22 protein-coding genes and 1 pseudogene are annotated in these 23748 nt (G+C 73.1%); 10 read left to right on the forward strand and 13 right to left on the reverse strand.

Features of this window, described 5'->3' with window-relative positions:
- Positions 1 to 41 precede the first annotated feature (41 nt).
- The gene (locus tag GTY47_RS32495) at positions 42 to 512 is read left to right on the forward strand and encodes an SRPBCC family protein (protein ID WP_010043247.1); all 471 of its coding nucleotides are present in this window, start codon (positions 42 to 44) and stop codon (positions 510 to 512) included.
- A 32-nt stretch (positions 513 to 544) separates the two neighbouring features.
- On the opposite strand, the gene GTY47_RS32500 is transcribed toward GTY47_RS32495, so the two are convergent.
- Entirely contained in the window at positions 545 to 1669 is a 1125-nt protein-coding gene (locus GTY47_RS32500; RefSeq protein WP_010043249.1) for a PLP-dependent cysteine synthase family protein, read from the reverse strand.
- Positions 1670 to 2071: 402 nt separating this feature from the next.
- Between GTY47_RS32500 and GTY47_RS32505 the strand changes: the two genes are divergently transcribed.
- Together GTY47_RS32505 and GTY47_RS32510 are read left to right on the forward strand one after the other, a co-directional pair.
- Positions 2072 to 2395, forward strand: coding sequence for a hypothetical protein (locus GTY47_RS32505; RefSeq protein ID WP_010043251.1), 324 nt, complete (start codon positions 2072 to 2074; stop codon positions 2393 to 2395).
- Between the two features lie 183 nt (positions 2396 to 2578).
- Positions 2579 to 3112: an ATP-binding protein gene (locus GTY47_RS32510; protein WP_173937331.1), complete on the forward strand. Its 534-nt coding sequence runs from the start codon at positions 2579 to 2581 to the stop codon at positions 3110 to 3112.
- Positions 3113 to 3244: 132 nt separating this feature from the next.
- On the opposite strand, the gene GTY47_RS32515 is transcribed toward GTY47_RS32510, so the two are convergent.
- The 6 genes from GTY47_RS32515 to GTY47_RS32540 form a co-directional block, all read right to left on the reverse strand.
- Positions 3245 to 5806: an FtsX-like permease family protein gene (locus GTY47_RS32515; RefSeq protein WP_010043256.1), complete on the reverse strand. Its 2562-nt coding sequence runs from the start codon at positions 5804 to 5806 to the stop codon at positions 3245 to 3247.
- Positions 5803 to 6561, reverse strand: coding sequence for an ABC transporter ATP-binding protein (locus GTY47_RS32520; protein ID WP_010043258.1), 759 nt, complete (start codon positions 6559 to 6561; stop codon positions 5803 to 5805). The genes GTY47_RS32515 and GTY47_RS32520 overlap by 4 nt, the downstream gene beginning before the upstream one ends.
- Entirely contained in the window at positions 6558 to 6839 is a 282-nt protein-coding gene (locus GTY47_RS32525; RefSeq protein ID WP_010043261.1) for an SHOCT domain-containing protein, read from the reverse strand. The genes GTY47_RS32520 and GTY47_RS32525 overlap by 4 nt, the downstream gene beginning before the upstream one ends.
- 241 nt (positions 6840 to 7080) lie before the next feature.
- Positions 7081 to 7503, reverse strand: a complete 423-nt coding sequence (locus GTY47_RS32530; protein ID WP_010043263.1) for a PPOX class F420-dependent oxidoreductase — start codon at positions 7501 to 7503, stop codon at positions 7081 to 7083.
- A 19-nt stretch (positions 7504 to 7522) separates the two neighbouring features.
- A complete protein-coding gene (locus GTY47_RS32535; RefSeq protein WP_010043265.1) occupies positions 7523 to 8413 on the reverse strand; it encodes an NAD(P)-dependent oxidoreductase in 891 nt (296 codons plus the stop codon).
- A 118-nt stretch (positions 8414 to 8531) separates the two neighbouring features.
- On the reverse strand, positions 8532 to 10004 hold the full coding sequence (locus GTY47_RS32540; RefSeq protein WP_010043266.1) for a ketol-acid reductoisomerase: 1473 nt from the start codon (positions 10002 to 10004) through the stop codon (positions 8532 to 8534).
- Positions 10005 to 10087: 83 nt separating this feature from the next.
- Between GTY47_RS32540 and ilvY the strand changes: the two genes are divergently transcribed.
- Positions 10088 to 10981 (forward strand): HTH-type transcriptional activator IlvY, encoded by an 894-nt coding sequence (ilvY, locus tag GTY47_RS32545; RefSeq protein WP_010043268.1) that lies wholly within the window; start codon positions 10088 to 10090, stop codon positions 10979 to 10981.
- Here ilvY and GTY47_RS32550 read toward each other — a convergent pair.
- Together GTY47_RS32550 and GTY47_RS32555 are read right to left on the reverse strand one after the other, a co-directional pair.
- Entirely contained in the window at positions 10974 to 12212 is a 1239-nt protein-coding gene (locus GTY47_RS32550; protein ID WP_029181406.1) for an ROK family protein, read from the reverse strand. The genes ilvY and GTY47_RS32550 overlap by 8 nt on opposite strands.
- A gap of 36 nt (positions 12213 to 12248) precedes the next feature.
- Complete coding sequence (locus GTY47_RS32555) at positions 12249 to 12890, reverse strand: alpha-ketoglutarate-dependent dioxygenase AlkB (protein WP_010043270.1); 642 nt, start codon at positions 12888 to 12890, stop codon at positions 12249 to 12251.
- Positions 12891 to 12973: 83 nt separating this feature from the next.
- Between GTY47_RS32555 and GTY47_RS32560 the strand changes: the two genes are divergently transcribed.
- Positions 12974 to 14107 (forward strand): methyltransferase, encoded by a 1134-nt coding sequence (locus GTY47_RS32560; protein ID WP_010043272.1) that lies wholly within the window; start codon positions 12974 to 12976, stop codon positions 14105 to 14107.
- Here GTY47_RS32560 and GTY47_RS32565 read toward each other — a convergent pair.
- Both GTY47_RS32565 and GTY47_RS32570 read right to left on the reverse strand, forming a co-directional pair.
- Entirely contained in the window at positions 14097 to 14957 is an 861-nt protein-coding gene (locus GTY47_RS32565; protein ID WP_010043274.1) for a class II fructose-bisphosphate aldolase, read from the reverse strand. The genes GTY47_RS32560 and GTY47_RS32565 overlap by 11 nt on opposite strands.
- 13 nt (positions 14958 to 14970) lie before the next feature.
- On the reverse strand, positions 14971 to 15852 hold the full coding sequence (locus tag GTY47_RS32570) for an SIS domain-containing protein (protein WP_010043276.1): 882 nt from the start codon (positions 15850 to 15852) through the stop codon (positions 14971 to 14973).
- Between the two features lie 118 nt (positions 15853 to 15970).
- Here GTY47_RS32570 and GTY47_RS32575 point away from each other — a divergent pair, with 118 nt between their 5' ends.
- The gene (locus tag GTY47_RS32575; RefSeq protein ID WP_010043278.1) at positions 15971 to 16750 is read left to right on the forward strand and encodes a DeoR/GlpR family DNA-binding transcription regulator; all 780 of its coding nucleotides are present in this window, start codon (positions 15971 to 15973) and stop codon (positions 16748 to 16750) included.
- A gap of 75 nt (positions 16751 to 16825) precedes the next feature.
- Positions 16826 to 18661, forward strand: coding sequence for a glycoside hydrolase family 15 protein (locus GTY47_RS32580; protein ID WP_010043279.1), 1836 nt, complete (start codon positions 16826 to 16828; stop codon positions 18659 to 18661).
- A 3-nt stretch (positions 18662 to 18664) separates the two neighbouring features.
- Here the strand turns inward: GTY47_RS32580 and GTY47_RS32585 are convergent, their stop codons facing one another.
- Positions 18665 to 19624 carry a hypothetical protein gene (locus GTY47_RS32585; RefSeq protein WP_029181407.1) on the reverse strand — a complete coding sequence of 320 codons (960 nt, stop codon included), beginning with the start codon at positions 19622 to 19624 and terminating at the stop codon, positions 18665 to 18667.
- 195 nt (positions 19625 to 19819) lie between these two features.
- Between GTY47_RS32585 and GTY47_RS32590 the strand changes: the two genes are divergently transcribed.
- Positions 19820 to 20032 carry a cation transporter gene (locus GTY47_RS32590; protein WP_010043283.1) on the forward strand — a complete coding sequence of 71 codons (213 nt, stop codon included), beginning with the start codon at positions 19820 to 19822 and terminating at the stop codon, positions 20030 to 20032.
- Between the two features lie 3 nt (positions 20033 to 20035).
- Positions 20036 to 22288, forward strand: a complete 2253-nt coding sequence (locus GTY47_RS32595) for a heavy metal translocating P-type ATPase (protein ID WP_010043285.1) — start codon at positions 20036 to 20038, stop codon at positions 22286 to 22288.
- A gap of 13 nt (positions 22289 to 22301) precedes the next feature.
- Here the strand turns inward: GTY47_RS32595 and GTY47_RS32600 are convergent.
- Positions 22302 to 22810: pseudogene (locus GTY47_RS32600) on the reverse strand (methyltransferase domain-containing protein).
- Between the two features lie 130 nt (positions 22811 to 22940).
- Here GTY47_RS32600 and GTY47_RS32605 point away from each other — a divergent pair.
- Complete coding sequence (locus GTY47_RS32605; protein WP_010043287.1) at positions 22941 to 23648, forward strand: phosphatase PAP2 family protein; 708 nt, start codon at positions 22941 to 22943, stop codon at positions 23646 to 23648.
- Positions 23649 to 23748 lie beyond the last annotated feature (100 nt).

The raw sequence follows: 23748 nt of genomic DNA on the forward strand, positions 1-23748 counted from the left end.
CTGCCGGTCATCGCCCGCTGCCGTCAGGGAGGGCTTCGTCCATGGCTCACCGTCTGCGCCCGGTGGGGCTCGACTTCGTCGGGGTCGCGCCCGTACGGCACGTCTCCGCGCGCGAGATCTCTGCTCCGGTGGACGCGGTCTTCCACGCGCTGGAGGACGTGCCCGGCTGGGCCGACTGGTTCCCCCAGGTGACGGCCGCCCGCCCGATCGACGGCGGGAAGGGGCGCGACATCCGGCTCGTGGGAGGCGTCCGGTTCCGGGAGTCGATCATCGCGGCATGGGAACCCGAGGTGTACGCCTATCGCGTCGACGTCACCAACGTGCCCGGGGTGCGCGCGATCGTCGAGGAGTGGCGGCTCGCCCCGGCAGGTACCGGGACCCGGGTGCGGTGGACGTTCGCGACCGACGGGACGGCGGCGTACCGGCTCGCCATGAAGCCGGTACGGGCGGCTCAGGCCAAGGCCTTCCGGGACGCCGTCACGGCGCTGGAGCGGAGACTTGCGGCGTCGTAGCGCCGCGCCGGCGGCAGGCCCGGGGTGCCGTGTCAGTCGGGCCAGACCCCCGTCTCCAGCAGCGAGTCGATCGCGGCCGTGTACGGCCCGATGTCCAGCCCCTGGGCGGCCAGCCAGGTGTCCGAGTAGTACTTGTCGAGATACCGGTCCCCCGGGTCGCACAGCAGCGTCACGACGCTGCCCCGCCGTCCCTCGGACACCATCTCCGAGACGATCTTCAGCGCGCTCCACAGGCCCGTGCCGGTCGAGCCGCCCGCTTTGCGGCCGATGGCGCGCTCCAGTGCCCGTACCGCGGCGACACTGGCCGCGTCGGGCACCTTCATCATCCGGTCGATCGCGCCGGGCACGAAGCTCGGTTCCATGCGGGGCCTGCCGATGCCCTCGATGCGGGAGCCGCAGTCGCACGTGACGTCCGGATCGCCGGTGGTCCAGCCCTCGAAGAAGCACGAGTTCTCCGGGTCGGCCACGCAGACGCGCGTGTCGTACTGCATGTAGTGGACGTAGCGCGCGAGGGTCGCCGAGGTGCCGCCGGTGCCCGCCGTGGCGACGATCCACGCCGGCTCGGGGAACCGCTCCCTGCGCAGCTGACGGAAGATGGACTCGGCGATGTTGTTGTTGCCGCGCCAGTCCGTGGCCCGTTCGGCGTAGGTGAACTGGTCCATGTAGTGGCCGCCGGTCTCGGCCGCGAGTCGGGCGGACTCCTCGTACATCGTGCGGGGGTCGTCCACGAAGTGGCACCGGCCGGCGTGGAACTCGATGAGGCGGATCTTCTCGGCGCTCGTCGTGCGCGGCATGACAGCGATGAAGGGCACGCCGATGAGCTTCGCGAAGTACGCCTCGGAGACGGCCGTGGAGCCGCTGGAGGCCTCGATCACCGGGCGGTCCGGCCGGATCCAGCCGTTGCAGAGGCCGTAGAGGAAGAGGGAGCGGGCCAGCCGGTGTTTGAGGCTGCCGGTGGGGTGGGTGGACTCGTCCTTCAGGTAGAGGTCGACGCCCCACCGCTCGGGCAGGGGGAACTGGAGGAGGTGCGTGTCGGCCGAGCGGTTGGCGTCGGCCTGGACTCTGCGGACGGCTTCTTTCAGCCACGCCCGGTAGGCGGCGTCGCTGTGGTCGACGTCGAGGGTCACGCCGGTCCGGGTCTGCTGGGGAGTGCTCACGAGGGGGCTCCTAACGCTGCGCGCCGACGACGCGTCGCGCGGCCGACACCCCGATCATAAGCACCTTGCTCACGCTTCTCACCTGCATAAACGTACCTTTGAGCCCCCCAAAGCGCCCCCTGGGGCAGGGCCCGGGGCAAGGGGGCGCGCGGTCCCGGGGGCGCACTTGCGTATGTGCTCCGGGCGCCCCCTGGAGAGGGGGTCTGCTGTACTGGTGCTCGACGCCGGGTGGGGGCAGACTTCACCGCGGGACCGGGGCTCCGCACGGGGTACCGGCAGGGGTACGACGCACCACCGGAGCAGGTCTCCGGACGGGGGCACACTGGATCAGGACACGAGCCTGTGCCGGGTACCGCGCAGAGGGCGGGCCGGTGCACCGACGCGCACAAGGGGGCGGGTGGCATGGCGGAGCCGGAGTTCAGGGCCACGGGCGTGCGGATCGGGAAGCGGCTGCGTTCGCTCACCCGGGCCGGCCAGGTCCGGATCAGCGACGGCCGGCTCGAGTTGCTGACCAGCTACGGCAGTGAGATCGACAGCGCGCCGGTGCAGGCGGTGCGCGCCTCCAAGCCCTGGTTCGGCCCCGATGACCGGGCCACGGCGGATCTCAACGGCAATCGCTACCAGCTCACCCTGGGCGACCACGACCCCGCTCCGGGCGAGCCGGGGCCGCCGGCCGCACGGCGCTTCATCGAGGCCGTGCGCAGGGCGGCGGGGCGCGGCGACTGAGATGTCCGCGAGTTGCGGTAACCCACCCCCTGCGTCACTCTGGTCTCACGTCACTCTGGGTTTACCGGCGATAACGCTGCGAACCAGCCCGCCGGCCACGACAGCGGGCGGCAGCGTCACGAAGGCGCCCTGCTGGATCCGAACTCCGTGTTCTTCCGGACCTCACGTCGGGGAGTCGCAGCCGTGATCAGCTACCCAAGCAGGCACTGCACGGTGGAGCTCCAAGCCCTGCCGTCGCGGATCGGCCAGGTCCGCAGAATCGTATCTGCGCAGTTGCGCTACTGGCATCTGGACGCTCTGATCGACCGGGCCTCGCTCGGGGTGACGGAGCTGTTGTCCAACGTCCACCGGCATGCCCAGCCCGACAAGACGTGCACCGTGGAGATAGAGCTGCTGCTCGACCGGCTCACGGTCTCGGTGCGTGACCACGACCCGCGGATGCCCGTGGTCGACGACGCCGATCCGCTGGCGACCTGCGGGCGCGGGCTCGCGATGGTGGCCGCCATGAGCGAGAGCTGGGGCGTCCGGCCGGACGGGGAGTCCGGCAAGGTCGTGTGGTTCACCCTTCCGACGACCTCCGCCGCGGTGGCGGCGCCGTCGCGCCCGGCCCGGCGCACGGTCCTGGAGAAACCCGCGCGCAGGTTCGCGGAGGTCGGGCACGCCGCCGACGGGCTGCGGCCCGAACATGCTCCCGCCCGGTCCGCCGTTGCCGGTTGACCGGGCGGTGACCACCGTTTGCACGGGTGCCGCGGGGGCGTACGCCGCCGGGTGTGGCTCCGGGACGTAGGGCGTGTCCCGGAAGTCCCGTCGTCCGCCCGGACGGCGGGACTTCGCGGACGCCCCCCCGAGTCACTCGGTGGCGATGGCCCGCAGCACATCCAGGCGTGCCGCGCGCCGGGCCGGGCGCAGCCCCGCGAGGGCGCCGGCCGCGAGACCCACGAGGGCCACGACCACGAGTTGCGCGGGCGGCATGGCGAAGGCGAAGGCACTGTCACTGGCGCCGTCCGAGGCCCTGACGAGGACCCAGCCGAGGAAGGCGCCGAGGGCGAGCCCGCCGGCCGTGCCGAAGGCGGCGACGAGGACCGACTCCCAGCGGACCATGGCCCGCAGCTGGGAGCGGGTCTGGCCGACGGCCCGCAGCAGCCCGAGTTCCCGGGTGCGTTCGTGGATCGCCAGGGTCAGGGTGTTGGCGATGCCGAGGAGCGCGATGACCACGGCGAGGGCGAGCAGGGCGTAGACCAGGGTGAGCATCATGTCGATGCCGCCGGCCGAGGACTGCGCGTACTCGTCGCGGGTCTGGACCTCCGGGTTGCCGTACCGGGCGGCGGCCTTCTCCACCGCCGCCTTGCCCGCGTCCGTGCTCACGCCGTCCTTGAACGTGACGGCGACGAGGGTGTCGGAGTCCTGGGTGCGGTGCGGGGCCCAGGCGGCGCGGGTGATGACGTAGTCGCCGGCGAGTTCGGACTGCCCGTAGACCGCGCGGACGGTGAAGGTCTCCTTCCTGCCGTCGGTGAAGGTGAGGTGTGCCTTCGACCCGGTGGTGAGGTGCTGCCGGTCGGCCTCCTTCTCGGTGATGGCGATGCCGTCGGTGCCCAGGTCGCGCAGGGAGCCGTCGATCCTGCCGAGGTCGAAGGTGCGTTCCAGGGCGACCGGGTCGGTGACCGTGAGGGCCCGGCCCTTGCCGTCGACCTCGGCGACACCGCGGCCGAGTCCGACCGCCGTGTTCACCTGGGGCAGCTCCTGGACCGCGCCGGCCAGCCTCGGGCTCAGTCCGCTGCCGCCCGCACCGAACGACGGGGCGCTGACGGCGACGTCGCCCGCGAAGGACCGGGACACGGTCTGGTCCATGGTGGCCTTCAGCGAGGCGCCGAACACCGTGAACAGCGACACGACCGCCACGCCGATCATCAGGGCACTGGCGGTGGCCGCGGTGCGCTTCGGACTGCGCAGGGCGCCCTGCCGGGCCAGGACCCCGGTGACACCGCGCAGCCGGTCGAGGGGGCTGCCGAGGATCCGGACGGCGGTGGCGGAGGCGACCGGGCCGAGCACCACGAAGGCGACCAGGGCCAGCACTGCGCCGGCCCCCGCCAGCCAGACGGACGGTGACACCAGGACGCCGGCCAGCGTGAGGGCGAGGGCCAGCGCGACCAGGCCCGTCCCGGTGACGGCCCGCAGGCGGGACGCGCCGGAGGTGTCGACGGCCGTCTCGCGAAGGGCTGCCAGGGGTGCGGTGCGGCCGGCGCGTACGGCGGGCAGCAGGGCGGAGCCCAGGCAGACCACGATGCCGACGGCCAGCGGCAGCGCCAGGGACAGGGCCTTGACCACCAGCTCGCCCTCGGGGAACGGAAAGCCGATGGCCGGGAACAGCGCCTGGAGCCCGGCCGCGATGCCGATGCCGCCCACGAGGCCGGCCAGGGACGCGGTCACGGCCACGGCGGTGGCCTCCACCAGAGTGGTGACGGTGACCTGGCGGCGGGAGGCGCCCAGCGCCCGCAACAGGGCGTTCTCGCGAGTGCGTTGGGCGACGACGATGGCGAAGGTGTTGTGGATGGAGAAGGTCGCCACCAGCAGGGCGATGCCGGAGAACACCAGCAGGAAGAGCGTGAAGATGCTCAGGAACTGGCTGGAGATCATCTCGTTGTTCTCCTCGGCCGACTCCTGGCCGGTGATGGCCTCGACCCCCTTGGGCAGGGCGGGTGTCAGCCGGTCGACGAGCTCCCGCTGGCTCACCCCGGGACCGGCTCGCACCTGGATGCTCGCCGCCTCGCCCGGCCGTGCCGTGAGGTACTTCTCCGCGTCGGCCACGGTCATCCCGGTGAAGGTCACCTGTGCCATGCCGTCCTCGCCGCCGAAGGTGGCGAGGCCGACGATGGTCACCCGGACCGGGTCGGGGGTGCGCAGGGTGGTCGTGTCGCCGATCTTCAGGTCGCCCTTCTCGGCGGTGCCGCGGTTGACGACGACCTCGCCGGACTTCCGCGGGGCGCGCCCCTCGGCGAGCTGGTAGGGGTTGAGCTCCGGGTCGGTGATCCAGTTGCCGGCGAGGGTGGGCGGGCCCTGTCCGCCGATCGGGTCGCCATCGGCGCCCAGGAGCTGCCCGGCGCCCTGGATGTCGGGAACGGCGGCCGCGACTCCCGGGACCTTCTCGATGGTCCCGACCAGGTCGGTGGCGATCGGCTGCCGCACGCCCTGGCTCTCGCCGGGCGTGGTGATGGCGTCGGCGCTGCGCACCACGGCGTCGGTGCCGCTGGTCGCGTTGCCGAACATGGAGTCGAAGCCGGCGCGCAGCGTGTCGCCCATGACGAGCGTCCCGGCCAGGAACGCCACGCCCAGGAACACGGCGAGGAACGTACCGGCGAAGCGCCGCCGGTGGGCGCGCAGGGAGGACACGCCCAGGCGGACCGAGGCGTTCATGAGGGCACCTCGAAGGCCTTCATCCGGTCCAGGACCCGGTCGGCGGTCGGGGACTCCATGCGGTCGACCAGGCGTCCGTCGGCGAGGAAGACGACCTCGTCGGCGTGCGCGGCGGCCACGGGATCGTGGGTGACCATGACGACCGTGCGCCGCGTCTCGCGTACGGTGCGACCGAGCAGGCCGAGCACCTCCTCGCCGGAGCGCGAGTCGAGGTTGCCGGTCGGCTCGTCGGCGAAGACGACGTCCGGCTGTCCGGCGAACGCCCGGGCCACGGCGACGCGTTGCTGCTGTCCGCCGGAGAGCTCGGCGGGCCGGTGGTGGAGCCGGTCACGCAGTCCGACGACATCGATCAGCGTGTCGATCCACCCCGGGTCGCCGCGGACTCCCGCCAGGTCCAGGGGCAGCCTGATGTTCTCCGCGACGGTGAGTGTCGGCACCAGGTTGTACGCCTGGAACACGAAGCCCACGCGGTCGCGGCGCAGGAGCGTGAGGCGGCGGTCGTCGAGGCCGCCCAGGTCGGTGTCGCCGATGCGGGCGGTACCCGAGGTGAGCGTGTCCAGACCGGCCGCGCAGTGCATCAGGGTGGACTTGCCGGAGCCCGAGGGCCCCATGATCGCGGTGAAGCGGCCGGCCGGGAAACTCACGGTCACGCCGTCGAGGGCGCGTACGGCGGTGTCACCACCGCCGTACACCTTCACCGCGTCGACGACCCGGGCGGCGGGCCGCGTGGTCGTCGTGGCGGTCGTGCTGGTCATGCCGCACCTCCCTTGCGGCCGAACTCCTCGTCCAGCACGGACAGCCGGCGCCAGTACTCGTCCTCGTCGATCTCGCCGGAGGCGAAGCGGTGTCCGAGGACGGCGATGGGCGAGTCGTTCCCGGCCGGGGGCTGCCGCCAGGGGCCGCCGCGGCGTCCGTGCCACACCGTGCGGCGCAGCAGCACGAGGCCGCCGCCGATGACCAGTGCCCAGATCACCGGGAAGAGCAGGATCCACGGGCCGGGGCCGCCGTCACCGAAGTTCGCCAGGGTCTGCATGTCGTTCAACTCCTCGGAGGCGTTGTCGCGATGTCTCGCTTTCGCTTCCGAGCGTCGCCCCGCGAGGGGTCCCCGGTCGTCGTACGGCCAGCGGCAGTGCGCGTACCTCGCGGGGAGTAGACGGGCAGGGCGGCGTGTACCACCAGCGCATCAAGGCGTGTCTGCGGCGCGAGAGGAAGTGCTCGACGGCCGCCGCCCGCTCGGTGGGCGGCGGCCGCGGGATGCCGTATGGTTCCCGGTCTCAGCCCATGGCCTGGTCGTTGTCCTTCAGCTCGCCCCAGCCGTGCCAGCGGTCGACCTCGATCCAGGCGCTGACCCGGGGCCGGACGCGGTTCGGGTAGGGCTTGCCGCCGTAGTGCCGGGAGAGCAGGTCGATGTCGGCCAGGTCCTTGTCGTCGTACATCTCGGTGACGCGGCCGATGAGGGTGACGTGGGTGTACCAGTTGTCCTCGGCGAGGACGGTGAGCGTCACGCGCGGGTCGCGGCGCAGGTGCTTCAGGCGGACCCGGCCCTCGTCGAGGTTGATCAGCACCCGGCCGTCTTTCCACGCGTACCAGGTCGCGGTGGAAACCGGTGTGCCGTCGGAGCGCAGCGTGGCCATGACGCACGGGTTCGGCCGGCTCAGCAGGGCCTCGGCCTCGGGCGGCAGCGGCGGCTTGGACATGGGGGAACCTCCCGGGTGATCAGGCGGACGGGTTTTCGTCGAAACTCGCGAAGTAGGCGGCGGCCATGTCCTCGTCGCCGTGGCCCTGGGCGGCGGCACGCTCCATGCGGGCTGCGGCGGCTTCGGCCACGTCCAGGCGGACTCCGTGGTCCGCACCGGCCTCGACGATGAGGCGGGCGTCCTTGGCGGCGGTGGTCACCGCGAACTGGGGCGGTGTGAGCCGGTCTTCGAGGACCAGCCCGGACTTGGCGTGCAAGTAGCCCATGTCGAGCGGACCGCCGGCGATGAGGTCGAGGAAACCGCGCGGGTCGATGCCGAGGCCCTTCGCCAGTGCCAGGGCCTCACCGGCGGCTGCGGTCACGGCGAGGACCCAGCTGTTGGCGACCAGCTTCAGCCGGGTGGCGCCGCCGGTCGCCCCGTCCTCGCCGGCCCACACGGTGCGGGCGCCGATGGCATCGAAGACCGGCGTCACCGTGTCCCGGCCCTCGACGGGGCCGGCGGCGAGCACGGTCAGCTGCCCGGCCTCGGCGGGCTGCCGGGTGCCCAGGACGGGCGCGTCGTAGAAGACCAGGCCGTGTTCGCGGGCGAAGGCGGCGAGGTCGCCGACGGCCTCGACGCCGGCGGTCGTGGACTGCACCCAGGCGGCGCCCGGACGCAGGGCGGGGGCGGCCTCCCGCATCGTGTCCAGGGCGGCGGGGCCGTCGTAGAGCATGGTCAGGACGACGTCGGTGTCCCGGACCGCCTGCGCGGGGGTGTCGGCGATGTGCACGCCCTCGGCGGCCAGCGGCTCGGCCTTGGCACGGGTGCGGTTCCAGGCGTGGACGGTGTGCCCGGCGCGCGCCAGGTTGCGGGCCATCGCGGCGCCCATGATGCCGGTGCCCAGGACGCTCACGGAGAGCTTGTCGGTCATGACGTCAACTTCCTCGGTGGTGCGGTGCGGACGGGCTGTCTGCCGACCAGCCTGCCCGCTCAGCGGCTCGCCTTCCCGGAAGCTGCGCCCGCAAGCCTGAGACCCGTGGGGTCATGCTTCAGGTCACCGAGATGTCCACGGACGGCCGCAGTCCGGCCGCCGCGGCCAGGGCCTCGTGCACCGGGTGGGCGGCGAAGGCCGCGAGCAGGGCCGCGTCCGCCGGGTGGTCCGCGGCCGGGTAGGCGATCTGCTCGTAGGCGGCGAGGAAGCGCGGGCCCCAGCGGCGGGCGCCGAGGCGGGCCGTGCGGGAGCAGTTGTCGACCATGTACGCCACGTCCCGGGCGTGCATGTAGGGCAGCAGGGAGTCGACGGCCTCGATGACGGACTCGTTGACGATCTCCGACCAGGGGTGCCCGCGCTCGGCGAACTCGTCGATCTGGGCGGTCATGGTGGCGACGAACACGCCGGCGGTGAACGGGTCGACGGGCAGGTCGCGGCTGTCGCGCCGGGCCCGCACCCGGTTACTCACCGCCCACATCGGGGATCCCCCGATGCCGCTCATCGGGCGTGCGCCGAGCCGTCGTTCGGCGAGGATGACGCTGCGCAGTTCGGTGCCGTCGGCGACCTCGTCGTAGATCTCGGCGACGATCTCGCGCGCGGGGGCGTAGGTGGCCGTGTACGCCCGGTCGAAGACGTCCCGCGCCGCCTGGTCGAGGCCCTCGCGCACGGCCCGCAGTCCGGCCCGCGAGATGGTGCGGGCGATCGGGCCGGTGACGTTCTCACAGGACCGTTCGTATGCCGTCACCTCGTCGTCGCCGGCGAGGCGGTAGCGGGTGTAAAGGCTCTCGACCATGCCGTGGACGGCGCCGAGCAGGATGGCGCGTTCGCCGACGATGTCCGAGCGGTACTCGCTGTCGAGCGTGGTGCGGAAGGTGTAGGGCGAGCCGAGCGCCACGGACCAGCCGAGCGCCAGGTCGACGGCCCGTCCGTCGGGGTCGGCGTGCACGGCGAAACTGCTGTTGATCCCGGCGCCGTTGACGTGCGCGCCCTGCTCGTAGAGCCGCCGCACCGAGTCGCCCATTCCCTTGGGGCACACAGCGATCACCCCGTGCCCCGGCGGGAACCCGCCGCCCGATTCCCGCAGGTGGCCCATCAGGAAGCCGTGCGAGAGGCCGATGACGGCGCCGGGCTGGAGGGCCGCGAAGATCTCCTGGTGATGGGCCGCGAGCGCGGAGTCGGCGATCAGCAGGATCACCAGGTCACCCTCTCCGGCGACCGTGAGCCAGTCGCCGAGCGTGCCGTCGTCCTCGGTGAAGCCGTGGGCACGGGCATCGGCGAGGGAGTGCGAGCCGGGGCGGAGCCCGACGGCCACCCGGATGTCCGTGCCGGCGAGGGAGTCGCGGAGATTGAGGGCCTGCGCCCGCCCCTGGGGCCCCCAGCCGAGGACACCGATGCGCCGGATGCCCGCGAAGGCCTGCGGGAGCAGCGGAAAGAGGTGCCGCCCGCCCCGCAGGACGGTCTCGGTGCCGCCGGGCACGTCCATGGTGTCGAGGGGGAAGACGCGTGAGGTGTACGCGGTCGTCGAGGTCATGGTCGAGTTGTAGGCTCGGCCGGAGCGTTGCGGCAAGCGCAACTTGTGCAGCGCCCTGTTGCATCAAGTGAAAGGTGCAGGCCGTGCGGGACGACCACCGGGAGTTGCGACTGTTCCTGCATCTCGCGCAGACGCTCAACTTCGGCCGGACGAGCCTGGACTGTCACGTCAGCCCGGCGACGCTGACCCGGACCGTGCAGCGGCTGGAGGCGGACCTCGGGCACCGGCTGTTCGACCGGGGGCCGCGCGGGGTGTCGCTCACGGCGGAGGGGCACCGGTTCCGCGAGTACGCCGTCCGGGCCCTGGAGTTGTGGCGCTCCTACCGCGAGGAACATCCCGACCCGGCGCTGCTCACCGGCCGGCTGGCCGTGTTCGCCACGGTGACGGCGTGCCAGGTGTTGCTGCCGGACCTGCTGGCGCCCTTTCGTGCCACGCATCCCCAGGTCCGGCTCGATCTGCGGACGGGTGACGCGGCGGCGGCCCTGGCCCGGCTGGACGAGGGAGAGGTCGACGCGGCCGTGGCGGGAATTCCGCCGAGACTGCCGGAGCCGCTGGTGAGCCGCACGGTCGCGGTGACCGAGCTGGTCCTGGTCACGGCCCGGGACCGGCCGGATCCCGGGCTCGGCGGGCCGTTCGTCCTCCCTCACCGCGGCCTGGTCCGCGATGCCGCCGACCGCTGGTTCCGCGCCCGCGGCACCACACCGGACGTGGCCTGTGAGCCCGACGGCCACGAGGGACTGCTGACGCTGGTCGCGCTGGGCTGCGGTACGGGCGTGGTCCCCCGCCTGGTGCTGGAGCACAGCGCGGTGCGGGACCGGCTGGCGGTGGTGCCGGCCGATCCGGCGCCGGAGCCGTTCGCGATCGGACTGTGTGTCAGGCGGGCCGACCTGCGGCGGCCGCTGGTGGCGGCGCTGTGGAGTCTGGCCCAGGGGAACACCCCGAGAGGCCCAGGTGAGCGCCCCGGCTGGCCTAGGTGAGCGCCCCGAGTGGATCGTCCAGTACCGGCTGCCACGCCAGTTCCGCGGCGCCGACCAGGCTGTTGTGGTCGAGGGTGCATGCCAGGATCGGGACGCCGCCGCTCTGGCCCCACAGGCTGCGGTCGGCGACGACGGCGCGGAGGCGGTCGGGGTCGGCGTCGAGGAGGGTGCGGTGCAGGCCGCCGAGGATGATGCGGTCCGGGTTGAGGATGTTGACCAGGCCGGCGAGTCCGAGGCCGAGCCGGTCGATGAGGGTCTCGGTGGCGGTGCGGACGCCCGGGTCGTCGTAGTGGTGGCGGATGAGGTCGATGGACTGCTGGAGCAGGGACACCTCGGGGCCCGGTTCGCGGCCCGCCGCCGTGAGGAAGGCCAGCGGGTCGGTCTCCACGTCCAGGCAGCCCCGGCTGCCGCAGTGGCAGGGGCGGCCCTCGGGGTGCACGGTGAGGTGGCCGACCTCCAGCGCGAGGCCCGAACTGCCCCGGTGGAGGCGGCCGTCGAGGACGAGCGCCCCGCCGACGCCCCGGTGGCCGGTGGCCACGCACAGCAGGTCACGGGCGCCGCGTCCGGCGCCGTGCCGGTGCTCGGCGAGCGCGGCGAGGTTGACGTCGTTCGCGGCGAACGCCGGTCCGTCGAGGCCGGCCGCGCGCACCTGCTCGGCGAAGATGTCCCGGACGGGCGCGCCCGCGGGCCAGGCCAGGTGCAGCGGGTTGAGCGCCAGCCCCTCGGGTTCGGCGACCGCGGACGGTACGGCGAGTCCCGCGCCCACGCACCGGCGCCCGGTCTCCCGCAGCAGCTCGGCGCCCGCCGTGACGACGGAGGCGAGCACCTTCGCCGGGTCGGCGTCGACGACCTCGCAGCCCGGCGCGGTGGCGACGATCCGGCCGCCCAGCCCGACCAGCGCCGCCCGGAAACCGTCGGCGTGCACCTGCGCGGCGAGCGCGACGGGCCCGTCCTCGGCGACGGCCAGCTTGTGCGAGGGCCGGCCCTGCGAGCCCGCCGCCGCGCCGGGCCGGGCGTCGACCCGGATCAGCCCGAGGGCCTCCAGTTCGGCGGCGACCGCGCCGGCCGTCGCCCGTGTCACCCCGAGCTCGGCGGTGAGCACGGCCCGGGTCGGCGCGCGTCCGGTGTGCACGAGCTCCAGCGCGGGTCCGAGGGCTCCGCGCCCCCGGTCCAGCCGCGTCCTCGAGGTGCTCCCATCCCCCGCCGGCCGGGGGTCAGCCTTCCCGCTCATGAGGGCGAGTCTCCCATGATCCGCAGGGCCGGCGGCCTACAGGCCGCTGACCCGGAGCGTGATGTTGAGCCGTCCGGCCAGGCCCAGCGCGGGCGGTGCCGTGCCTGGGTGCACCCGGGGGACCCCGTGGTAGGCGAGCCGGGCCGGGCCGCCGAAGACGAACAGGTCGCCGCTGCGCAGCTCGACGTCGGTCCAGGGCCGGGTGCGCGTCTCGGTGTTGCCGAAGCGGAACACGCAGGTGTCGCCGAGGCTCAGCGACACCACCGGCGCGTCCGACTTCTCGTCGCTGTCGCGGTGCATGCCCATCCGGGCGTCGGCGTCGTAGAAGTTGATGAGGGCGATGTCGTAGGCCGGTGCCGGTCCCCCGAGGGTGTCGCGGACCGCCCGGCGGCCCAGGTCGCCGAGCCACTCGGGGAACGGCTTCACCGGGGCGCCGTCGCCGTCGACGACCGTGCGGGCGTAGCCGTACGGGTACCAGTGCAGGCCGAGGCAGACCTGCCGGGCGGTCATGGTGCCGCCGCCGGGGGTACGGACCGTGCGCAGCCCGGCCGGTGGGCGCGCCCACGCGCGGCAGGCGTCCAGCAGCTCGCGCTGCCCCTCGGCGTCCAGCCAGTCCGGCATGTGCACCGCGCCCGGCGCCGGCTGTGTGCGGGCTCGGGGGAACAGTTCGCCGTCCATGCCTCCCATCCTCTCCGATGCTTTCCTCCCCGACCTGGGCTGAGCTGCGGCTCGGCTAGCCTGGACGCACGATGGACGACCGTATGACGACGCCCTGGGGCGAGCTCGCGCTGACCCGTTTCCCCGAGGACCCGCGCGACAGGCTGCGTGCCTGGGACGCCTCCGACGAGTACCTGCTGAGGTATCTGGCGCGGGAGGGGGTCCCGTTGTCGGGCACGGTCGTGGTCGTCGGGGACCGCTGGGGTGCCCTGGTCACGGCGCTCGCGGAGCACCGGCCGGCGCAGATCACCGAGTCCCACCTGACCCAGGAGGCGACCCGGGCCAACCTCGCGCGGCACGGTGTCGAGCCCGGCGCGGTCCGGCTGCTGACCACGCAGGACCCGCCACCCGGCCGTGTCGACGTTCTCCTGGTGCGGGTGCCGAAGAGCCTGGCGCTGCTGGAGGACCAGTTGCTGCGGCTGGCGCCGGCGGTGCACGCGGGGACGGTCGTCGTGGGCGCGGGCATGGTGAAGGAGATCCACATCTCGACGCTGCGGCTGTTCGAGCGGATCCTCGGCCCGACCCGCACCTCGCTCGCCGAGAAGAAGGCCCGGCTGATCTTCTGCACGCCGGATCCCGCGCTGCAGCGGCCCGCCAATCCGTGGCCGTACGTCTACACGCTCCCGGACGGCATCGGACCGGCGGCGGGGCGCACCGTCGTGAACCACGCGGGTGTCTTCTGTGCCGACCGGCTCGACATCGGCACACGGTTCTTCCTGGAGCATCTGCCGAATGGCGGGAGCGGCCGGCGGGTGGTGGACCTGGGGTGCGGCAACGGCGTGGTCGGTACGGCGGTGGCGCTGGCCGACCCGGCGGCCGAGGTGCTGTTCGTGGACGAGTCGTTCCAGGCCGTGGCCTCGGCGGAGGCGACGTACAAGGCCAACGGGGTGCCGGGGCACGCGGAGTTCCGGGTCGGCGACGGGCTGGCGGGGGTGCCGTCCGGCAGTGTCGATCTGGTCCTGAACAACCCGCCGTTCCATTCCCATCAGGCGACGACGGACGCCACGGCCTGGCGGATGTTCACCGGGGCGCGGCGTGCGCTGCGGCCGGGCGGCGAGCTGTGGGTGATCGGCAACCGGCATCTGGGCTACCACGTCAAGCTGCGGAAGCTGTTCGGCAACAGCCGGCTGGTGGCGAGCGACCCGAAGTTCGTGGTGCTGAAGGCGGTCAAGCGGTAGTCGCGCCGAGGGTCTGGAGGGTCCTCGCCACGGCCCGGGTCATGGCCTCCCGCGCGACCGTCAGGTAGCCGCGCGGGTCGACCGCCTCGGGGCGGTCGGCGAGGAACTCCCTGATCGCGCCGGTCAGGGCGATGTTCAGGGCGGTGCCGATGTTGACCTTGGTGATGCCGCCCGCGACCGCCGCGGTGAGTTCGCCGTCCGGGACGCCCGAGGAGCCGTGCAGGACGAGCGGGACGTCCAGCGCGGCCGACAGTTGTTTGAGGAGGGCGTGGTCGAGGGTGGCGGTGCGGGTCGTCATGGCGTGGGCGCTGCCGATGGCGACGGCCAGGGCGTCCACGCCCGAGTCGGCGACGAAGGCCCGGGCCTCGTCGGGGTCGGTGCGGGCGCCCGGGGCGTGCGCGTCCAGCGGGGGTCTGCCGTTCTTGCCCCCGATCTGCCCCAACTCTGCCTCGATCCAGAGCCCTTGGGAGTGGGCCCGGTCGACCGCCGCCCGGGTCGCGGCGAGGTTCTCGGCGTAGGGCAGCCGGGCCGCGTCGTACATCACGGAGCTGAAGCCGGCCTCCGCGGCCTGGTGCAGCAGGGTTTCGCTCTGTACGTGGTCGAGGTGCAACGCGACCGGTACGGCGGCCAGTTCGGCGGCTGCGACGGCCGCTCGGGCGAGCGGGAACAGCTGTCCGCCGTGGAACATGACCGCGTTCTCACTGACCTGGAGCACGACGGGGGCGGGCACGGACTCGGCGCCCGCGATGACGGCCTCGACGTGTTCCAGTGTGATGACGTTGAAGGAGGCGACGGCCGAACGGGCTGTGGCAGCCCGGGTGATGAGCTCGCCGGTGGTGGTGAGGGGCACGGTGCCTCCAGGGTCAGTGAGCGAGGATCACCGAGCGGGTGAGATGGCGCGGCCGGTCCGGGTCGAGGCCGCGGGCGGCGGCGACGGCGACCGCGAGGCGCTGGGCCCGGACGAGCTCGGCCAGGGGGTCGAGCCGGTTCTCGATCCACAACCCGCCGGTGGAGCGCACCTGGCCGGCCAGCCCTTCGGGTGCCTCACCGAACATCCAGGTCGCGGTGCCGCTCGTGGTGACGCTGATGGGCCCGTGCCGGTACTCCATCGCCGGGTAGGCCTCCGCCCAGGAGAGTGCCGCCTCGCGCATCTTCAGCCCGGCCTCGTGGGCCAGACCGACGGTCCAGCCGCGCCCCAGGAAGGTGAACTGAGCGCAGTCCACGAGGCCTTCGGGCAGGGGCTCGGCCAGGGCCGTGCGCGCGTCGCTGACGGCGGTGTCGGGGTGCAGGCCGAGGTGGGCGCGGAGCAGGGTGAGGGCCGTGGTGGCGAACCGGGTCTGTACGACGGAGCGTTCGTCCGCGAAGTCGAGGACGGCGAGCCGGTCGGCCGCCGTCCGCACGGGCGTGTCCGGGTCGGCCGTGATGGCGGTGGTGCGGGTACGGCCCTTCAGTCTGCCGAGCAGATCGAGGACCTCGGTCGTGGTGCCGGAGCGGGTGAGGGCGACGACCCGGTCGTAGGCGCGGCCGTACGGGAACTCCGAGGCGGCGAACGCGTCGGTCTCGCCCCGGCCCGCGGCCTCGCGCAGGGCCGCGGCCGCCTGCGCCATGAAGTACGAGGTGCCGCATCCGACGATCGCGACCCGCTCCCCCGGCGCCGGCAGCACCTCCGCGTACCCGGCCGCCTGTGACACGGCGCGTGTCCAGCACTCGGGCTGGCTGGTCAGCTCGTCCTCGACATGCGTCATGCGGCACCTTCCGATCTGATCGTTCCTGCAAGATATCGCCGGCTTTCGAGCAGCATCAAGCATCAGGGCGGGATCGGGTGCGTTAGGGTCGCCCGGAGATCGAGTCGTGGAGGTGCGGATGTCGCGCGACGCCCGCTGGAAGGCGCTGCTGGAACTGCTCGTCGAGCGCGGCCGGCTGGACGTCGAGGAGGCGGCCGGGGAGCTCGAAGTGTCGGCGGCGACGATCCGCCGCGACTTCGACCGGCTGGCCGAGCAGCAGATGCTGGTGCGCACGCGGGGCGGTGCGGTGGTGCACGGCGTGTCCTACGAACTGCCGTTGCGCTACAAGACGGCCCGGCGCGCCTCCGAGAAGCAGCGCATCGCGAAGGCGGTCGCCGAGCTGGTCGCGCCGGGCGAGGCGGTCGGGCTGACCGGGGGCACGACCACCACCGAGGTGGCGCGGGCCCTGGCCGTGCGCGGGGACCTGGCGTCCGGCTCGCCCGCGCTGACCGTCGTGACGAACGCGCTGAACATCGCCAATGAGCTGGCCGTGCGGCCCCAGTTCAAGATCGTGCTGACCGGCGGGGTGGCGCGGGCCCAGTCGTACGAGCTGGTCGGGCCGCTCGCGGACGCGGTGCTCGGGCAGATCACCGTCGACGTGGCGGTGCTCGGCGTGGTCGCCTTCGACGTCACGCACGGGGCCGCGGCGCACGACGAGGCGGAGGCCGCGATCAACCGGCTGCTGTGCGAACGCGCGGAGCGCGTGGTCGTGGCCGCCGACTCCAGCAAGCTGGGTCAGCGGGCGTTCGCCCGGATCTGCGGTGCCGATGCGGTGGACACGCTGGTCACGGACACGGCGGCCGACGCGGAGACGGTGCGGCGCTTCGAGGAGGCAGGGCTCCGGGTCGTCACCGTGTGACCCGCGTTCCCGGCCCCTTTCCCGGCCCGCCCGCCTAAGCTGGGGCTGAGGCGCGTACCGGCCAGGGAGGCGGTCATGGGCGGACCAGCGGAGGGCCACGACGGGCCGGGGGGCCGGCGGTATCTGCCGATCGCCGAGCACGGACTGATCGGCGACCTGCGCAGTGTGGCCCTGGTGGGAACCGACGGCACGATCGACTGGTACTGCTGCCCGGCCTTCGACGCGCCCAGTGTGTTCGCCTCGATCCTGGACGCGGACCGCGGCGGCTGCTTCGAACTGGCGGCGGCGGTGCCGGCGCGGACCAAGCAGTTCTACTTCCCCGACACCAACGTCCTGATCACCCGGTTCTTCACCGAGGACGGCGTCGGCGAGGTGCAGGACTTCATGCCGCTCGACGGTGACCCGTCCGAGGCCGAGCGGCACCGGCTGATCCGCCGGGTGGTGTGCGTACGCGGCTCGATCCCGTTCCGTACCCGCGTCGCTCCCCGGTTCGACTACGGCACCCGGCCGCACACCGTCCGGCTGACCGGTGAGACGGCGGTCTTCGAGGCCGACGGGATGGCGCTCGCGCTGACCGCGACCGTGCCGGTGGAGACCGACGGGCCGGACGTACGCGGGGACTTCAAGCTCTCCGAGGGCGAGTCGGCGGTGTTCGCGCTGGACAAGGTGGGCGGCGACGTGGTGCCCCGCCGGTGTGCGCGCACGGAGGCGGAGGAGCAGTTCGCGGCGACGGTGACGTACTGGCGGCGCTGGCTGGCGGCGTCCCGGTACCGGGGCCGCTGGCGGGAGATGGTGCACCGCTCGGCGCTGACGCTGAAGCTGCTCACCTACGCGCCGACCGGGGCGATCGTGGCCGCGCCCACCACGAGTCTGCCCGAGCGGCTCGGCGGCGAACGCAACTGGGACTACCGGTACGTGTGGGTGCGCGACGCGGCCTTCTGCGTCTACGCCCTGCTGCGGCTGGGCTTCACCGGCGAGGCCGAGAAGTTCATGGACTTCGTGACCCGGCACATCAGCCCCGGCGACGGCAAGCACTCCGGCCCCTTGCAGATCATGTACGGCATCGACGGGCGCACCGAGCTGCCCGAGACGACACTCGGCCATCTGGAGGGCCACGAGGGTTCCGCGCCGGTACGCGTCGGCAACGCCGCGGCCGACCAGCTCCAGCTCGACATCTACGGCGCGCTGATCGACTCCATCTACCTCTACGACAAGTGGGCCAAGCCCATCTCCAGCGACCAGTGGGACGACGTGTGCGCGCTGGTGGACTGGGTGTGCGAGAACTGGGACCAGCCCGACGAGGGGATCTGGGAGACGCGGGGCGGGCGCAAGAACTTCCTGTACTCGCGGCTGATGTGCTGGGTGGCGATCGAGCGGGCCATCCGGATGGCCAACCGGCGCGGCCTGCCCGCCGACCTGCCGCGCTGGCGGGAGTGCCGCGACACGATCTACCGGCGGATCATGAGCCGGGGCTGGTCCGAGGCGCGTCAGGCCTTCGTCCAGCACGAGGACGGCGACGTGCTGGACGCGGCCGTGCTGATGATGCCGCTGACGAAGTTCATCGCCCCGACCGATCCGAAGTGGCTGTCGACGCTGGACGCGCTCACCGAGGAACTGGTCTCCGACTCGCTGGTCTACCGCTACGACCCCCAGTCCAGCCCGGACGGGCTGCGCGGCGACGAGGGCACGTTCTCCATCTGCTCTTTCTGGTACGTCGAGGCCATGGTGCACGCGGGCCGGATCGACGAGGCGCGTCTCGCCTTCGAGAAGATGCTGACCTACGCCAACCACCTCGGACTGTACGCCGAGGAGATCAGCCACACCGGGGAGCAGCAGGGCAACTTCCCGCAGGCGTTCACGCATCTCGCGCTGATCAGCGCGGCGTTCAATCTGGACCGGGCGCTCGGCTGACGCTCAGTGCCCGTGGCCGTCGTCCGCGTGCCCCTCGGGGGTACCGGAACCGGCCGCCGCTCCCCCGGCGCTGACGGTGAAGGCCGCCGTGTGGACCTTCCCGTCGTGCTGGAAGTCGAGGAACAGGCGGTAGGAACCGGCGCTGGGGGCCGTGGCCGTGAAGGAGATGTCCGGGCCGGGCCTGGTCCTTCCGTCGCCGGGTTCGCCGTTCGGGTGGACGTGGAGGTAGGCGAGGTCGCCTGCGCGCAGGGCGACCAGATGGCCGTACGCGCCGAGGTAGGGCTGGAGGTCGGTGACGGGCCGGCCGGCGCGGGAGACCTTCAGCTTCAGTTCGCTCGCCTTGCCCGGGCGCAGGGCGCCGGACAGCTTCACTTCGTAGCCGTCGGTCCTGGCCGTGGTGGCCGGTGCGGGCAGTTCCTTCGGCTGGTACGGGCCGGAGGCGGCGAGGTCCGCGCCGAGGGTGAGGTTGCGGGCGTCCTTCTTCGCCGGGGTGAAGTCGGCGAAGACACGGTAGCCGCCCGCGCGGGGCAGGTCGACGGGGGTGCTCCAGGTGCCGTCGGCGGCGCGGGTGGGGTGCAGGTGGCGGTAGGTGACCAGGTCGCGTGAGGCCACGATGAGGTGCAGTTCCTTCTCGTGTTCGCGCTGATAGGCGGTGACGGCGCGGCCGCTGCCGTCCCTGACCGTGAAGCGCAGGTCGGACCGCTGCCCGGCGGTGACGCTCGGGGTCTGCAGGTCGAGGGTGTAACCGTCCTCGGAGATCTGGAGCCCGCCGGCCGGGGGTGTGTCGTGGCCGGTGTGACCGCCGGCCTCCTCGGGCGGCGGTGCGGGCCGGGTGTGCTCGTCCTCGTGTCGCGGCGGGCTGTCGGCGACGACGGGGTCGATGCCCTGGCCGACGCCGTAGGCCGTGCCGAAGGTCGCTGCCAGGACGGCGGCGAAAGTCGTGATCTTCAGTCCGGTGTTCATGACCGGCATCTCCTTCAGAACCGGGCCTTCCGCTCCTGCGCGGGGCCTCCATGCAGCTCACCATACCCCTGGGGGGTACCAAGTCAAGCGACGTCCGCGCTTGCATCCTATACCCCTCGGGGGTATATATGAACGCGGCGAGGGGATACCCCCGCCCCGTATTCGAGAATCGCGACCGTACCCAGGAGGCACGCCATGCCCGCCACCACCTACGCCGTCTCCGGAATGTCCTGCGGCCACTGCAAGGCCACCCTGACCAAGGCCATCGGCGAGCTGGAGGGCGTCAGCGGCGTCGAGGTCGATCTCGACGCCGGGCACGTCACCGTCACCAGTGCCGCCGAGCCCGACGACGCCCTGATCGCAGAGACCGTCGACGACGCCGGCTACGAGCTGACCGGACGGGTGTGAGCCATGACCACCGACACGACCGACACCGGCGCCGAAGTGGAACTCGCCATCGGCGGCATGACCTGCGCCTCCTGCGCAGCGCGCATCGAGAAGAAGCTCAACCGCATGGACGGGGTCACCGCCACCGTCAATTACGCGACCGAGAAGGCGAAGGTCAGCTACAGCGGTGACGTCTCTGTCGGCGACCTGATCGCCACCGTCGAGGCGACCGGGTACACCGCCCAGGAGCCGGCTCCGCCCGCCGGGCGGGAGGAGCCGGCCGAGGAGCCCGACGAATTGCGGCCGCTGCGGCAGCGCTTGGTCACGGCCGTGGTGCTGGCGGTGCCCGTCGTGGCCATGGCCATGATCCCGGCCCTGCAGTTCGAGTACTGGCAGTGGCTGTCGCTCACACTGGCGGCGCCCGTCGTGACGTACGCGGCGTGGCCCTTCCACAAGGCGGCGTTCACCAACGCGCGGCACGGCGCCGCCACCATGGACACGCTGATCTCGGTGGGCACCTCGGCCGCGTTCCTCTGGTCGCTGTGGGCGCTGTTCCTCGGCACCGCGGGCACGCCGGGCATGACGCACCCCTTCGAGCTGACCATCGAGCGCACGGACGGCGCCGGGAACATCTACCTGGAGGCAGCCGCGGGGGTGACCGCCTTCATCCTGGCCGGCCGGTACTTCGAGGCCCGCGCGAAGCGCAAGGCGGGTGCGGCGCTGCGCGCGCTGCTGGAGCTGGGTGCGAAGGACGTCACCGTGCTGCGCGCCGACGGCCGTGAACAGACCGTTCCGGTCGCGGAGTTGCGGGTCGGGGACCGCTTCCTGGTCCGGCCCGGCGAGAAGATCGCGACCGACGGGACGGTGGTGGAGGGCTCCTCCGCCGTGGACGCCTCGATGCTCACCGGCGAGTCCGTGCCCGTGGAGGTGGGAGCGGGCGACCCGGTCACCGGCGCCACGATCAATGTCGGCGGGCGGCTCGTGGTGCGCGCCACGCGGGTCGGCGCCGACACCCAGCTGGCCCGGATGGCCCGGCTCGTGGAGGACGCGCAGAACGGCAAGGCCGCCGCGCAGCGGCTCGCGGACCGGATCTCCGCCGTGTTCGTGCCGGTGGTGATCGCCCTGGCGCTGGGCACGCTGGGCTTCTGGCTCGGCAACGGCGCAGGGCTGACGGCGGCCTTCACCGCCGCGGTCGCCGTCCTGGTCATCGCCTGCCCGTGCGCCCTCGGTCTGGCCACGCCGACCGCGCTGATGGTCGGCACCGGGCGGGGCGCGCAGCTCGGCATCCTCATCAAGGGCCCGGAGGTGCTGGAGTCCACGCGTCGCGTCGACACCGTCGTCCTCGACAAGACCAGCACCGTCACCACCGGCCGAATGACCCTGCTGGCGGTGCACACCGCGGACGGCACCGACGAGGCCGAGGTGCTGCGGCTGGCCGGGGCGCTGGAACACTCCTCCGAGCACCCGATCGCCCGCGCCGTCGCCGACGGAGCCCTCGAGAAGCTGGGCGCTCTGCCCACGCCGGAGGACTTCGCCAACGTGCCCGGGCTCGGCGTCCAGGGCGTCGTCGAGGGCCACGCGGTGCTCGTCGGGCGGGAGAGGCTGCTGGCCGACTGGGCCATGGAGCTGCCGACGGGCCTCGCCCGTGCGCGGGCGGCGGCCGAGGACGCCGGGCGCACGGCCATCGCGGTCGCCTGGGACGGTGCGGCGCGCGCGGTGCTGGAGGTCGCCGACGCGGTGAAGGAGACCAGCCCCGAGGCGATCCGGCGGCTGCGCGCCCTCGGACTGACCCCGATCCTGCTGACCGGGGACAACGAGGCGGTGGCCCGGTCCGTCGCCCGCGAGGTGGGCATCGCACCGGAGGACGTCGTCGCCGAGGTGCTCCCGCAGGACAAGGTCGCGGTCGTCAAGCGGCTCCAGGCCGAGGGCCGGTCGGTCGCCATGGTCGGCGACGGCGTCAACGACGCGGCGGCCCTCGCCCAGGCCGACCTCGGTCTGGCCATGGGCACCGGCACCGACGCCGCGATCGAGGCCGGCGACCTGACCCTCGTCCGGGGCGATCTGCGGGCCGCGGCCGACGCCATCCGGCTCGCCCGCCGCACCCTGGGCACCATCCGCTCCAACCTGTTCTGGGCGTTCGCCTACAACGTGGCGGCCCTGCCGCTGGCCGCGGCCGGTCTGCTGACGCCGATGATCGCCGGGGCGGCCATGGCCTTCTCCTCGGTCTTCGTCGTCGGCAACTCGCTGCGGCTGCGCACGTTCCGCGCCGCGAGCTGAGCCACCGGTCCCGTCAGGGGTGGCGCCACACCAGCGTGTAGCGCCAGAACAGGCGGCGGCGCGGGCGGGCGCCGGGCAGGACGGTCCGGGCCTCACGGACGATCTCCGGGAACGTCATGTCCGCCGGACGTGTGGGAGCCGTCATCGAGACGGGGCGAGGCGCCGGACGGCCCCGGTTCTCGAGCAGGGCCATGACGAGGTTGAGCGGGACGGACGCCATCGAGAACAGACGGTCGGTGGGCGTCCGCTCCCGTGAGACACCGACGATCACCAGCGTGCCGCCGGTGGCCAGACGATCGCGGCCGTGATCGCCGGGTCGGCGTCGATCCCGTGCACCCGCTCCGCCCGGGTGGCCAGCAGCCGGGCGAGATCACCGCTGCCGCACCCCACGTCCAGGGCGCTTGCGACACGCCTGGCAAGCTGCCTCAGGATCCAGCGGTGGAAGTGGGCGTTGTGGTCCCAGGGACGGTCGGCGTGGAAACGGTCGAGTGCGCGCAGGACCCGGCGCGAGAGGGACGTCATGCCGTCAGTCCGGCAGACGGGTTCAGTCGCCCGGCATGGGCACTCGGGAGGTACCGGCTCGCGGGGGCGCCGAGCGTGCGCCCGGCGTCAGCCGGTACCTTGCTGGGAAGGCCACTGCGGGGAGAAGCACATGACCGATCCGACGACCACAGACGAGGACGCCCTTAGTCCGCTCCCGGAGGACGGGAAGCCCTCGGGTGGGCCCCGCCGGCTCCTGGGCGCCGTCATGGGCGACCTCAGAGCCGTGGACGGCGCCCTGTACGCGGCGGTGGCCGCCACTCCCACGCCCACGCTCGACCGGACGCTGCGTCATCTGTCGCACGCGGCCGACCACTCCAAGATCTCGTTCGCCATCGCCGCGGCCCTGGCCCTGGGCGGGAAGCGGCCGAGGAGGGCCGCGCTCGCCGGCGTCGGGGCGATCGCCGTGGCCTCGGCCTCCGCCAATCTGCTCGGCAAGCGCCTGGTGCGCCGGGCCCGGCCGGACCGGGAGGCGGCCCGGGTGACGGTGGACCGGCACGTGCCGATGCCGACGTCCGCCTCGTTCCCGTCCGGGCACACGGCCTCGGCGGTCGCGTTCGCCACCGCCGTAGGCGTGGTCCTGCCACCCGCCGCGGTGCCGCTCGGGGCGCTGGCGAGCGCCGTCGGCTACTCCCGTATCCACACGGGCGTGCACTACCCGGGCGACGTGGCTGCGGGCGCGGTCCTCGGCATCGCGAGCGCCGCGGCGGCCCTGGCGGCGGCAGCGGCGGCGGCCACTCCGTCGGAGCGGACGCAGGCGCTTCTCACGGCGGCCCGTTCATGGCCGCGGATCGGCATCGGCGCCGCCGTACGGCGGTGAGGCCACGGGCTCGTTCAGGCGGGCTCCCTCAGGCCGGCTGTGACCATGAGGTTGACCGCCTCCTGAGGGTGCTCACCCCTGAAGTGCCCCATGGGCCCTG

The sequence above is a fragment of the Streptomyces sp. SID5464 genome (assembly GCF_009862985.1).
Classification (GTDB): Bacteria; Actinomycetota; Actinomycetes; order Streptomycetales; family Streptomycetaceae; genus Streptomyces; species Streptomyces chartreusis_D.

Bases quoted from the DNA above. Each gene is read 5' to 3' on its own strand.
- GTY47_RS32495 (WP_010043247.1), top strand. From the start codon at position 42: ATGGCTCACCGTCTGCGCCCGGTGGGGCTCGACTTCGTCGGGGTCGCG.
- GTY47_RS32505 (WP_010043251.1), top strand. From the start codon at position 2,072: ATGGCGGAGCCGGAGTTCAGGGCCACGGGCGTGCGGATCGGGAAGCGG.
- GTY47_RS32515 (WP_010043256.1), bottom strand. From the start codon at position 5,806: ATGAACGCCTCGGTCCGCCTGGGCGTGTCCTCCCTGCGCGCCCACCGG.
- GTY47_RS32520 (WP_010043258.1), bottom strand. From the start codon at position 6,561: ATGACCAGCACGACCGCCACGACGACCACGCGGCCCGCCGCCCGGGTC.
- GTY47_RS32525 (WP_010043261.1), bottom strand. From the start codon at position 6,839: ATGCAGACCCTGGCGAACTTCGGTGACGGCGGCCCCGGCCCGTGGATC.
- GTY47_RS32530 (WP_010043263.1), bottom strand. From the start codon at position 7,503: ATGTCCAAGCCGCCGCTGCCGCCCGAGGCCGAGGCCCTGCTGAGCCGG.
- GTY47_RS32535 (WP_010043265.1), bottom strand. From the start codon at position 8,413: ATGACCGACAAGCTCTCCGTGAGCGTCCTGGGCACCGGCATCATGGGC.
- GTY47_RS32540 (WP_010043266.1), bottom strand. From the start codon at position 10,004: ATGACCTCGACGACCGCGTACACCTCACGCGTCTTCCCCCTCGACACC.
- GTY47_RS32550 (WP_029181406.1), bottom strand. From the start codon at position 12,212: ATGAGCGGGAAGGCTGACCCCCGGCCGGCGGGGGATGGGAGCACCTCG.
- GTY47_RS32555 (WP_010043270.1), bottom strand. From the start codon at position 12,890: ATGGACGGCGAACTGTTCCCCCGAGCCCGCACACAGCCGGCGCCGGGC.
- GTY47_RS32560 (WP_010043272.1), top strand. From the start codon at position 12,974: ATGACGACGCCCTGGGGCGAGCTCGCGCTGACCCGTTTCCCCGAGGAC.
- GTY47_RS32570 (WP_010043276.1), bottom strand. From the start codon at position 15,852: ATGACGCATGTCGAGGACGAGCTGACCAGCCAGCCCGAGTGCTGGACA.
- GTY47_RS32575 (WP_010043278.1), top strand. From the start codon at position 15,971: ATGTCGCGCGACGCCCGCTGGAAGGCGCTGCTGGAACTGCTCGTCGAG.
- GTY47_RS32580 (WP_010043279.1), top strand. From the start codon at position 16,826: ATGGGCGGACCAGCGGAGGGCCACGACGGGCCGGGGGGCCGGCGGTAT.
- GTY47_RS32585 (WP_029181407.1), bottom strand. From the start codon at position 19,624: ATGAACACCGGACTGAAGATCACGACTTTCGCCGCCGTCCTGGCAGCG.
- GTY47_RS32590 (WP_010043283.1), top strand. From the start codon at position 19,820: ATGCCCGCCACCACCTACGCCGTCTCCGGAATGTCCTGCGGCCACTGC.
- GTY47_RS32595 (WP_010043285.1), top strand. From the start codon at position 20,036: ATGACCACCGACACGACCGACACCGGCGCCGAAGTGGAACTCGCCATC.
- GTY47_RS32605 (WP_010043287.1), top strand. From the start codon at position 22,941: ATGACCGATCCGACGACCACAGACGAGGACGCCCTTAGTCCGCTCCCG.